13 protein-coding genes are annotated in these 11795 nt (G+C 43.4%); 8 read left to right on the top strand and 5 right to left on the bottom strand.

The window, feature by feature from the left end:
* Nucleotides 1–2 precede the first annotated feature (2 nt).
* From KUA46_RS02705 to KUA46_RS02680, 6 genes are all read left to right on the top strand, one after another.
* The gene (locus KUA46_RS02705) at nucleotides 3–152 is read left to right on the top strand and encodes a hypothetical protein (RefSeq protein WP_176425588.1); all 150 of its coding nucleotides are present in this window, start codon (nucleotides 3–5) and stop codon (nucleotides 150–152) included.
* A 10-nt stretch (nucleotides 153–162) separates the two neighbouring features.
* Nucleotides 163–588, top strand: coding sequence for a biotin/lipoyl-containing protein (locus KUA46_RS02700; RefSeq protein ID WP_022120280.1), 426 nt, complete (start codon nucleotides 163–165; stop codon nucleotides 586–588).
* A 177-nt stretch (nucleotides 589–765) separates the two neighbouring features.
* Nucleotides 766–1575, top strand: coding sequence for a HesA/MoeB/ThiF family protein (locus tag KUA46_RS02695; protein ID WP_153082033.1), 810 nt, complete (start codon nucleotides 766–768; stop codon nucleotides 1573–1575).
* A gap of 114 nt (nucleotides 1576–1689) precedes the next feature.
* On the top strand, nucleotides 1690–2085 hold the full coding sequence (locus KUA46_RS02690) for a hypothetical protein (RefSeq protein ID WP_218487034.1): 396 nt from the start codon (nucleotides 1690–1692) through the stop codon (nucleotides 2083–2085).
* A complete protein-coding gene (locus KUA46_RS02685) occupies nucleotides 2073–2402 on the top strand; it encodes a type II toxin-antitoxin system RelE/ParE family toxin (RefSeq protein WP_218487035.1) in 330 nt (109 codons plus the stop codon). The genes KUA46_RS02690 and KUA46_RS02685 overlap by 13 nt, the downstream gene beginning before the upstream one ends.
* A gap of 12 nt (nucleotides 2403–2414) precedes the next feature.
* Nucleotides 2415–2684, top strand: coding sequence for a hypothetical protein (locus KUA46_RS02680; protein ID WP_119238516.1), 270 nt, complete (start codon nucleotides 2415–2417; stop codon nucleotides 2682–2684).
* Nucleotides 2685–2912: 228 nt separating this feature from the next.
* Here KUA46_RS02680 and KUA46_RS02675 read toward each other — a convergent pair whose 3' ends face one another.
* From KUA46_RS02675 to KUA46_RS02660, 4 genes are read right to left on the bottom strand one after another with little or no spacing between them, the layout of a single operon-like run.
* Nucleotides 2913–4145: a GIY-YIG nuclease family protein gene (locus KUA46_RS02675; protein WP_218487036.1), complete on the bottom strand. Its 1233-nt coding sequence runs from the start codon at nucleotides 4143–4145 to the stop codon at nucleotides 2913–2915.
* 35 nt (nucleotides 4146–4180) lie between these two features.
* Entirely contained in the window at nucleotides 4181–4441 is a 261-nt protein-coding gene (locus KUA46_RS02670) for a hypothetical protein (protein ID WP_218487037.1), read from the bottom strand.
* Between the two features lie 25 nt (nucleotides 4442–4466).
* On the bottom strand, nucleotides 4467–6500 hold the full coding sequence (locus KUA46_RS02665) for a DEAD/DEAH box helicase (protein ID WP_218487038.1): 2034 nt from the start codon (nucleotides 6498–6500) through the stop codon (nucleotides 4467–4469).
* A gap of 15 nt (nucleotides 6501–6515) precedes the next feature.
* Nucleotides 6516–9275, bottom strand: coding sequence for a class I SAM-dependent DNA methyltransferase (locus KUA46_RS02660; protein WP_218487039.1), 2760 nt, complete (start codon nucleotides 9273–9275; stop codon nucleotides 6516–6518).
* Nucleotides 9276–9891: 616 nt separating this feature from the next.
* Between KUA46_RS02660 and KUA46_RS02655 the strand changes: the two genes are divergently transcribed.
* Both KUA46_RS02655 and KUA46_RS02650 read left to right on the top strand, forming a co-directional pair.
* The gene (locus KUA46_RS02655; protein WP_218487040.1) at nucleotides 9892–10029 is read left to right on the top strand and encodes a hypothetical protein; all 138 of its coding nucleotides are present in this window, start codon (nucleotides 9892–9894) and stop codon (nucleotides 10027–10029) included.
* Nucleotides 10026–10517: a DUF6169 family protein gene (locus KUA46_RS02650; protein WP_218487041.1), complete on the top strand. Its 492-nt coding sequence runs from the start codon at nucleotides 10026–10028 to the stop codon at nucleotides 10515–10517. Before KUA46_RS02655 ends, KUA46_RS02650 begins: the two co-directional genes overlap by 4 nt.
* Nucleotides 10518–11040: 523 nt before the next feature.
* On the opposite strand, the gene KUA46_RS02645 is transcribed toward KUA46_RS02650, so the two are convergent.
* Nucleotides 11041–11679 (bottom strand): HU family DNA-binding protein, encoded by a 639-nt coding sequence (locus KUA46_RS02645; RefSeq protein ID WP_218487042.1) that lies wholly within the window; start codon nucleotides 11677–11679, stop codon nucleotides 11041–11043.
* Nucleotides 11680–11795: the final 116 nt, after the last annotated feature.

The raw sequence follows: 11795 nt of genomic DNA, 5'->3' as shown, positions 1-11795 counted from the left end.
GAATGGATAAGAATATTTATGCTGCGATTGCCATGGCTCTCTATGAGTACCAGGGCAATAACGTACACGACAAGGAGCCTGGCATCATCACTATCAAGCCACGTCAGACGATGTGGAACGCCAAGTTCTTGAGTTTAACAGCTAAACCATAATGTAATAGAAATGAAAGAGTTTAAATATACAATTGACGGAAAAGAATACAAGGTTCAGATTGACGCTGTTGAGGGTAACATCGCAAGCGTGAACGTGAATGGCGAAGCTTACAAGGTTGAGATGGAACAGGAGGCTGAGCCAGAGAAGAAGAAGGTTGTGCTCGGTCAGCCAGCTGCTGCATCTGATGATGCTGAGGCTACTCCAGCTGCCAACGTAAATACAGCCAATGCTGTAAAGGCTCCTCTCCCTGGTACTATCACCAGCATCGAGGTAGCTGTTGGTCAGGAAGTAAAGGCAGGTGATACTGTTGTCGTTCTCGAGGCTATGAAGATGCAGAACAACATCGAGGCTGAGAAGGATGGTAAGGTTACTGCTATCTGCGTTAAGCCTGGTCAGGCTGTGCTCGAAGAGGATGCACTTGTAGTAATCGAGTAAATCAAGAATTTGAGAATTATACTTCCGGATTCGGGATTATAATTCGGGTTCTTATAAAGAATATCAAAGGTCGCAAGCTGTTAATTGTTTGCGACCTTTTTCTATACTGCTGTATGAGCATAAACTGCTATACAAAGTAATTTTTTACTAAAGAAAAAAGACATAAAGTACTATAAAATGATAGATTTAACAGAAGAACAGATAGAAAGATACAGCCGCCACATCCTCCTTCAGGATGTAGGCCTCGAGGGGCAGGAAAAGCTCCTCAATGCCAAGGTGCTCATCATTGGTGCCGGAGGATTGGGTTCCCCAGTTGCCCTCTACCTCGCTGCGGCTGGCGTGGGACATATCGGTATCGTGGATGCCGATGTGGTTGACCTCAGCAACCTGCAACGACAGGTCATCCACCAGACCAAGGACTTGAACACCCCTAAGGTGGAAAGCGCCAAGGAGAAGATGATTGCCATCAATCCTGATGTGGAGGTAACAACCTACCATACCTTCCTCGCCTCAGACAATGCCGAGGAAATCATCAAGCCATGGGATTTCGTCATTGATTGCACCGACAACTTCCCGGTGAAGTTCCTCATCAATGATGCCTGTGTGCGACTGGGCAAGGCATTCTCGCATGGCGGCATCCTGAGATTCCAGGGGCAGACCTTCACCCATCTTCCAGGCACGGCTTGTTACCGTTGTTTCTTCAAGGAACCACCTCCAGCAGGCGCTGTTCCTACCAGTAGCCAGGCAGGAGTCCTTGGTGCCATCGCTGGTATGCTCGGAACCATCCAGGCTGCCGAGGCGTTGAAGTACTTCCTCGGTGTGGGCGAACTGCTCACCGACCGATTGCTCACCTTCGATGCCAAGACGATGAACTTCCGCACCATCAAGGTAAAGAAGCGTGCATCCTGCGAAATCTGCGGCGACCACCCTACCATCGATCATCTCATCGACTATGAGCAGGCTGCGTGTGATTTGAAACACCACTAAGATTTAGTGATTATTTTCGAATAAACACATATAACAAAAAGCAAAGTCACAATACCCAGCTCTATCAGCTAGATATTGTGACTTTTTTTTTCAGAACCACCCCAAAGCCCAACAATGAACAAAAACCTTGATTATAAGATACTTTATAAAACATTTCTCCCATTTTTCTTGCATGATTCAGATAATAATCGTAAATTTGCAGCAGATAAAATACGCAAGCTTATGAAAGAGAAAAGATATACATTGCCAGAAGAGCAGAAAGATGCAGCTTTCGCAGCAGAGCCTGCACCAGCCTATCACGGAAATGCCGCCATAGCACTTCCCGAGGTTGAATGTGCAGAAGAAGATATTGACTGGAACAAGATTCCTGTTGGCTGGCATCCGGCTAATGAAGAAGAAGCCGTGGCTAGGATTGAAGCTATTGAGGAAGAGTATGAAAGGACAGGCAACGCTACAGATTTTGATGATTTTATAGAAGAACTTAAATCTGAAGGATTATGGCTCATATAAAATTACTAGACCCTTTCAAGAAGGAACTTCGAGATATGCTGATTTATACACTAGCAGAATTTGGAGTTACTTCGGTAAACCGGTTTAATAAAGAGCTTGATGACATCAAGCATCGCCTGATGCTTCATCCTCTTTCTTCACCCAGAGAGCCAATGCTTAAGCGATTCCACCGTCCTTACCATAGTGCTATCATCAAGGAGAATTGGAAGATTATCTATCGCTACGACGAAGCCAACGACCTCGTCATTTTCGTAGATTTATGGGATATGAGAAGAAGCCCTAGATATCTGATTAGACAATTCAAAAGAAAACTATAAAGGAAAGAGCTTATGAAGGAGAAAAGATATACATTACAAGAAGAGCAGCCGATTCCAGTTGGCTGGCATCCGGTCAATGAAGAAGAAGCCGTGGCTAGAATTGAAGCTATTGAGGAAGAGTATGAGAATGGGCAATATATTGATGCTGAAGGATTTGAAAAAGAACTAACGGCACAATACCCGTGGCTAGAAGATTGGAAGCGTTCTATCAGTATAGAAGATTTTAGAAAGAACTGCAAGAAGAAGCTGAAATCACTGTTCTTGACAAAGAATGGAATTTAACTTATAATGCACTTCGAGGATAAAGATTCTTTCTGATTTTTTGCAGATGGTTCAAGAACGGGCTGAAAGCCCAAAAGCTCTTAGCCCAGGGCAGCGCCCTGGGTACACTCGCAGTCAGCAATGCGCCCTGCAAGGGCAAAAGCTTCGTATAACACTCTATATTAGAACACATAGAAATAGCGTTTAAGGTCACAATTTGTGACCTTAAACTATTGGTTTTCAACTGTTTTATTTATTTTTCTTCCCCCTTATCACCTCCAACACCTTTCCGAGATGATAAGTTACCAAGCCATCCTCATAGGTGGTGTCCAATACCTGAACCACGGCACTATCCCTATCCGAATGATAACCCACATAAAACCTTATCGCATCGAAACGACGGAGATAACGCTTGCCATCAGCCTCATCAATATAAGTATATTTGTTAAGCGTGGTCTGCTTCAACGAACGGTACTCCTCGGTCTTCACACCAGATACAATCTCCTCGAAATATACCTTCTCAATAATCAGCGTCAAAACCTTCAAACCCGACAGATTTAACTGCGATGGCTTTTTCTCTATTCGCTGCTCCAGACATTGCTGTTCTTTGTTGTAGGCAAAGTAGATGATAGTGCCATTCATGATTTTCTGAATGATACTGTCGATGATTTCCAGCGGAACCTGATACCATTCCGTAGCCTCATGCATCTCTCCCTTATCATCAGCCACCTTAAAACGGAAGTTCACCGTCTGCAACACCTGATGCACCAGGTCCTCAAACTTCTGGGAGTGCATGTTCACTATCTTGTAAGTGCTTACAATTTCTACAGGTGCCATCAGATAAGTAGGCTCGTGCTCGGCATTTGCCACACGTTCCTCTACCCGATTCGTAGAGAAACCTATTTTATAGAGATTCTTGATGTTACGAATTTCCGGATTCTCAGATTTCGAACGAAGCACGTAGATATACCCCGTCACCTGGTCTTCCTGCTTCACATCCTCAGGATTGAAGAAATGAGCATCCGTCTCCTCCAGAGTTTCGGTGATGGCATAGCCACTTGCCACCACACTCTTGCGAAGCGTCTGGAGATAGATATCCGACTCCGTACCATTTTCATAGATACAGCGGGTTCTGCCATCGGGCAAACCATTAGTACCCTTTTTCTTCTCAATAATCTCATATAACAAAACCATCTGACCATCTACAAGATAATAGCGTCCAGCCAATAAGCTCATCGTCTTCGAGATTCTCTGTAACTGTCGCTTCCCGGTCTTCAAATCCTGATGCACCTGTTCGAAGAGCGGCTTAAACTGTGCGAAATTCTCACACCGTTTTCTTTGTGCCACATGGTCGGGCGCATCCTTCTTCTGAGCCATCACGCCTTTCATGTCGGCAGGCACATCGAAGAGTTTTGCCTCCTGATAGGAAACATCCATCAAAGGGTCGCTGAATATATCTTCTAATTCTTTATCAATATCCATATCACTATATATATAATAAGGTGAAAAACTATAGCCTATCCCAACAGTTGATACTCATCATACTGTCTTAGGCTATCTGTTGCCTTGGTTCGCAGAGCCTTGAACGATGCAGCAAGCAACTTTTCTTTCAAGCCACCATCTGCTGTGGGTTCGCTACCATGCTCTGCCACCCACTTGTTGATTTCAAGCAATTTCTGTGCCAGCCTGTCATCGGGCGTCGGTGCCTTCGGTTTCGGACGTACATCCGCCAACAAGGGGTCATCAAATATCTCTAATAATTCTTCTGGCCAATCCATTTATGTTAATGTTAAATGTTGAATGTTACTTTTCCGGCTCATACTCCAATCCCATCATTTTTCGAATCTTCAGGTTCTTGAGTTTCTGGAATGCAGCAGCCAGTTCCCTTACCTTCGGGTCAGGGTCGTTGATGTCTGGGCGCAGACCGTCATGATCTGCCACCCATTGCTTATAGGGTCCCTTGAACAGCATCATCGCCTGTTCGATGGTCATATCGAATTTCTGTTCAGCCATCGTGTCCTGGATAATCTTCAGGGTCTGCTTATCCACATTCTTCGACAACACTTCGTAAGCACGCTGGAAAGGGTTGATGGAATCAATCAGATTGATGCTCAACTGGTCGATGTTAATCATTCGGTTTGCCAGTTTGATGAGACGATTGCCTTCCGACTCCTTCTCCTCATCGTTTGCCGAAGCATCGAAGTCGATAGGATTTCCCTTATCATCCACCACTTCGCCACCCTTGACAAGGGTATCAAGCAGCAGGCGCTGACGAACTTCTTCCACTTCGTCCTCGCTCAAATCCGGATACTTTTCACGAATCACTTTCGGAATGAGCGTTTTGGTGATGGTTTCAGCCGTAGTACTTCCGCTGATGGCTTTCACCACCAGTTCGTCTTGCAAGATAGAAGCCTTCAAATCATCCAACTGATCCTCTATAATCATCTTCGTCTTCTCGCTCGACAAAGGTTTCAAGCCCTCTATCACCAGGGTACGGGCATCCAGAGGATTGCCCTCATCGTTATCCACATCCTTCACCGTCTTGAAATGCCAACTTGGTGCCATCACCTGCTCCATCAGAAGCGATGCAGTAATGGCTTTCAGAAAGTCGTTCACCGCCACCTTCACATCGGGCTGATTGGCATCTGGCATTCCTATCATGTTTACAAACTTAGCCGTCTCCTTGCCTTCGCAATCACGGGTGCATCTTCCGATAATCTGCACCACTTCGGTCAGCGAGCCACGAACACCGATGGTCAGACATTCCTCACACCATTGCCAGTCGAAACCTTCCTTGGCAGTACCCAGAGCGATGATAATATCTACATCATCACGCTTCTTTATCCGCTGCAAATATCCCTGCACCAGGTTGCGAGTCTCGGCGTGGTCTTCCACCAGATCGGCAACCTTCAGCAGTCTGCCGTCCTTTGTTCTGATGTGATAGATGCCGCCATTGTTGTAATCCCGTTCCTCTACCTTACCGATAATCTTGATGATTTCATCCACCTCCGTGTATTTACCCAAACCGCTGGATGCTCGGGAGTTGACACTCGGAATATGGATAATGGTCTTCTTGGTAGTATCCAGCACCTCGGCGATATGGTCGAGATAACTGCCGTGATAGAAGTGATAGCCCAGGACAAGGTTCTTGAGATAGCGATAACCGTTGAGTTGCTGATAATAGTTGTAGGTTACCGGGAAGAAACGGGCCTCATCCTCTGCCCTCAATACCGGAACGCCATCGCCTCGGAAGTAACTGCCCGTCATGGCAACAATGTGACCGGTGGAATTATTCATCACCCGGCGCACAATATCGCCCAATCCGCTGTTCACATCAGCACTTGTATGATGAAACTCATCTATCGCCAAGAGGCAATCGTTAAACTCCTCATCACTTATTTCCTTCATGCCGTTTCTTAGTGTGGCATGGGCGCAAACCAGGATATTGTTTTTATTTTGATGGAAGAATTTCTTAAAGCGTACAGCCTTCTCTTTCTCGTCTTCAGTATCGCAAAGATTATACTGTTGCGCCACCCTCCAATCGGCGAAGAAGCCATACTTCATCAGGTCGGTGTTTTGGAAAGAGCGGCCGATACTCTTTTCTGGTACAGCCACTACTACCTTCTTGATGCCCTGATTCTTCAGCTTATCCAGGGCGATGAACATCAAGGCGCGACTCTTGCCAGATGCCGGTGGCGCCTTGATAAGCAGAAAGCGATGGTTGCGGGCTTCGTAAGCCTTGGCTTGCATCTCTCTCATACCGAGTTCATTGGTATTACTCGATTTACCCGTTTGCTGATACTTGATATCAACGATATTATCATTTATCTTGTTCATAAGCCTTTCTAATTATTACTTGTTAGCTGTCATTTTCTCGTAGAGTTTGAAGAGGCATTCCAATCGAGCCTCATCATTTGGGAACGGAGCGCCAGGATAGCAGCTTTCTACGATGGCATCCAGTTCCTCATGTGCAGTACGCAAATCCTCCGGCATCTTTTCCGGGTCGTAAAGATCTGCAAGCGTCTTCTCTGGATAGTTTTCACGAGCCAGAAGCACATTCGTTGCCGCCTCTTCTATCTCAGACTTCTTGGTGTCGGAGATGGATGGGAAGGGGAAAGTGTTGTATGATAAAGAACTAGAATATCTTAAACGCATTTCCATCTTACCTGCTAACGTATTGTTCCATAACATATGAATATAAGAAGTTATAATTCCAAATATCCAAATTTCACAATCATAGATAGCAAAACCTGCATTAGACACGATTGTATCCTTGTCCAAATAACCAATTGGTATGTACTTACGAGTTTCTGAAGAGGTTAAAGGAACGAATAAACATTCCTGACAGGAAAATCTATCCTCACTATATTTATAAGGATATTTAGCCATTCGTTGAGTTGGTATTTTCTTACTTTTTGCTCTTTCATTACGAACGTTCTCTAAACGTTTTGCTATTTCTGGAATAGAGTAAGCGAGAGACACATCTTCTTCACATATATACAAACAATATCTTATTTGCCCTTTTATAAATTCTGCAGCACCAACAAATCTCTTTACAATTCGATTGGCTTGCGGATATTGTTTTATAAGACTATCTCTTTCTGATTCGTCAAACATATAATTATTAAAATCATTTGTTTTAGAACCACTTATCATCTCAGGGAAACCTGAAATCGATTTACTTAGTGGCTTCATATATAATATTTTTGTAGTACTTAAATAAGGATTAATAAAAGGTACCACCTTCATATTATCTGCATTGTATAATATCCTTTCTTTTATATTATTGATATTTTGCAACCCTATTATAATACATGTCACACCAGCATTATGTTTTGCATTATTAGCCCACTTAAATGAAGAATATGCAAATGAAATCTCCACTCCTGTATTAAAAAGAATAGGCCATAATATAGCAACCTGTTCACCTTGAGTAATTGAATTTGTTGATACAAATGCGCATTTTGATTTAGCACATTTGCAATACAAAGATCCCAAGAAGAACCAATTACATATATAATCTAGTTTCTTCCAACCATTATTATCTCCAAAGACATACTTCATATCATTCTTTTGAGATACATCTTGCAAACTACTCCCCAAATACGGTGGATTTCCAAATACAAACACTTCTTCATCCTTGGTATGTGGACATACTACCTCCCAATCCATTCTACAGGCATTACCACATTTTATCTGGTTGATATTATGCAAAGGCAAGGCAGCAACATTCACACCGAAATCGGCGTGAAACTTGTTGTTCATCTGATGCTCGGCAAGCCAAAGCGAAAGCATGGCTACCTCGTGAGGAAAGTCGAGAAGTTCAATTCCAAAGAACTGTTTCAAACGGATGCACGAACCATCAATAAAGTCGAGCATCTGCTCAGGCGTACATTTCTTGCGGAGATGCAGAATATCCATTTCGAGCAAGCGCAACTGCTTATAAGTGATAATCAGGAAATTACCACTACCACAAGCTGGGTCAAAGAACTTCATCTTGCTCATTCTTACCATCAACTTATTGCAACCATTAATGATTGGTTTGCACTCGTCAATAAACTGATTTTGAGACAAGGCACTCATATCAAGCAGGTTCTTCTTCTGTTCGTAAAACTCTTCCAGTTTCTTATATTCCCCTCTCAAATCATCCATAAAGAGCGGATTGATTACCTTCATGATATTAGGCACACTGGTGTAGTGCATACCCTCCTTGGCACGCACATCAGGATTCACCACCGCCTGAATCATACTACCGAAAATATCCGGATTGATGTCCTTCCAATCCAAGTCTCCGCATTCGATGATTATCTTTCTAGCCTTATAACCCATCTTTGGGATAGGAATGTCAGAGGCAAAAAGACCGCCATTCACATAAGGAAACTGATTGATTTCCTTGGTAAGTTCTTCCGAACGCTCCTTGTTTGGCACATTCATCACCTGGAATGCCTGACCTAGCATCTCGCCGAGATCGGAACCATCTTCCTTGGTAAATTGCTTGATAAAGTTGGTAAAGAGATTTTCGGCAAAGATACCTGTGTCTTCGGCAAAGAAGCAGAAGAGCAGGCGGGTAATGAAGATGTTAAGGTCGTGCAAGTCGTCATCACTATTATATTCGTTATAAGCACGAATCTCATCATGCAATTTGGCAAGTTTCTCAGCAGCCTTCACATCGGCAGAGTTTTCTGCCGTAGTGTGTACTCGCTCTACGTTCATCAAAGGATAGAAGAAGCCAAAGTCGCTGTGCATCTTGACGAGTTTCTGCTCGTAAGTATCATTCTCACGAGTATCATAAGCAAGGAGGGTTTCACCATCGCTCACCGCAATAATCTTTGGTGCAGCCTTCTTTACCTGAGCATCGGTCTTCAATGCCTCCAACCTGGTGGTAAGATGCAAAGTATCTACAGCCTGATAGCAGAACAAGCCTTTGATAAGCAAGCCGTCGAATGTCTTCAAGACACCCTTTCCTTCCTTGTATCTCGACACATCCTTTTCGCTTTTACCAAAAGCCTTCAGTATCTCATAGCCAACCTCAGAGGCTGGCACCACTTTAGTTTTAAACGATTCCAATCGGGATTCGATTTCCTTATAGCTGAGTTGCAGTTTCTTTGCCATAACTTCCATTACCGATGGGAGCATAGCAAAGCCTTGCCATCCTATTACTCCACCGATTCCCGAAAGCAGAAACCATCTGATTTTAAAAGATTATTTTGATTCTAGTCCAGCCTCATCGCAAGATAAGGTATAGGATAACCGATTAGCTATCAAAAAGGAAGGCGTAGGGAATCTATCACTCGCATTACCCTTGCTCTTCGAGGATTCGCGGTCCTATGGTGTCAAGGATAAGAAGCAACAGATGCCTACGCCAAGCGGGTATATATATGATAGCACAGAGCGTACCCCTCCTGACGAAGGGGCACACCTATGCCATGTGTATATACACAGTGGGTAGACGCCCACTGCTGTCTCCCTCTGAACACCATATTAAATTTTGCGAATTTCGAAGAGTCAGAAGAAAACGTAGAGAACGTCTTTCTTAATTATGATAGGCCAAGCCATGGACTTTTACCTAGCCGGCGACTCATCGCCAGCCATCCACAGCAAGACAACTGCAAAAGTACGAAAAAGAATTGGGTTCACAAAATTTTGGGTCTTTTTTCTTGCATATCTCATTTACTTTTCTTATCTTTGCCACCAAATTAATAACAATAACATTAAAAAGGAGGTTATTATGCAAGCAACAAAGAACAATACAAAGGAGGAAACCATCAGAAAGTTCAAACAACTCCTAAAACATAAAGAGGAGATGCGCGAAAGAGCAAAACAATATGATGGCATTGACATTTATGCTAAATTTGCAAACGCATGAAAGAATTGTCTCTACATCACATTAACAGCAAATCACCTTATCGAGTTGTCTGCTCAGATAAGGGTGATTATCTGTTTGCAACAGACAAGGGGATTAACTATACCATTTCTTTTACGGAAGAGTTTCCTCTTGGCGGTTGTATGAGCTATCAATTTTGCATACACAATGACAATAAAATCCATGGCTCATACGATAATAAAATAAGCACAACGATTATTGCCATCATTGAGGAGTTCTTCCTTCAAAACTTGAATGTCTTACTATATATTTGCGACACAAGTGACAACCGTGAAGAAGTTAGAAATCGTTTGTTTATAAGATGGTTCAAGGAATATGCAGACCCACAAAAGTATACCATCCAGTCTGCTAACACAACCATTGAAGGTCAAGGATTCTACTCTTCTATCATTGTAGAAAACAGAAATCCACTATTAGATGAAATCAAAGCTGATTTCGAAAAGTCGGCAAATGACTTAAAAGAAAAATAGTTTCTTGCAAATCCCAATAAAATTGGTTATAACGCAGCATATATTCAAGGCTTTTGCCCTTACAGGGCGCAAGAGGGCAACACCCTAATACCCAGGGTGTTGCCCTGGGCTAGGAGTTTCTGCCCTTTACCTTTCCGCTACGCGCCGGTGACCGTTGGTTCAGGGCGTGTGGTGGCTAGGAGCTTTTGGGTCTTCAGCCCGTGCTTGAACCACATGAGAAACTTGACTCACCTTCGGCAAATGCCCTTCAATTATATAAAATGAAGCTACTTTTTGTGATTTTTCTTTTCAAAAAGTTTGTTTTATCAAAGAATCTTTGTATCTTTGCAGCAACAGAACTCGTTTGCATCCCATTAGAACTGCAAGCGAGTCATTTTTTATATAAAGAAAAATCTTTTTTCTCTAAACTAATATCACTATTACCACACTTTCTGATAACGCTCTGGTATTTAGCGTTTTAAGCGTGGCAATAAGGGCATTTTTTATTATCACCTATTGCCACCTATTGCCACACTCCTGTTTTTTATTCTTTTCTCTTTACCCAAACCTTATGGCTGCCGCGGCCAAGTGAATCTATCGGTGAAGATTTATCACAGGTCAGCTCCTTCAGTTCCATAGAGGCGGCAGTACGGCTCAGGTTGTTGATGGAGGCATAATCACCTAGGGTGAGGACTCCGTTCTTCTCTATCACCTCCAGGGCACGGGCAATGCGTTCTTCCCTGGAATACAGCTGCTTACGGATAACCTTTACGCCACCCAGATCACGCTCCAGATCACGGTCGGTTTCACGCTTCACATCCTTGATAAACTCAGGGGACGCCTTGAAGTTGATGTCCTTCACGCCCACCTTGCGGTACGTCATCTTATCATCTGGATTCAGAATTTCCCTAGGCTTCTCATCCTCGAAAGCGAGGGAGAGGGAGAAGGTGCCGAAACCTTCCAGATTCACGTTGTACCCCATGGAGAGCATATCTGTCAGCATATCAACCACATCGGTCAATACAGCCTCCGTGGTACTTTCCGAAATACCGCGATGGTAATTCTGCATCATCTTGACGAACTCTTTTCGGGATAGTGTCCGGTTGGTCACCATCTTGGGATAAACTCTGCGCTTGCCATCATAGCGCATATCCCCCATTTCCTGCAATTTGTACTTAGCCATATCAGTTTCCTTTCCTATTTTAGTTTATTAGTATTTCTTATTGCAGCAGCCTTTACATCCTATAGTATTTATTGTTATACTTAAGAAGAAAAGACCACAAACCTAGGAAGAAAAGT

The sequence above is a fragment of the Segatella copri genome (assembly GCF_019249765.2).
Taxonomy (GTDB): Bacteria; Bacteroidota; Bacteroidia; order Bacteroidales; family Bacteroidaceae; genus Prevotella; species Prevotella copri_K.
This window is presented reverse-complemented; position numbering and strand designations above follow the sequence as displayed.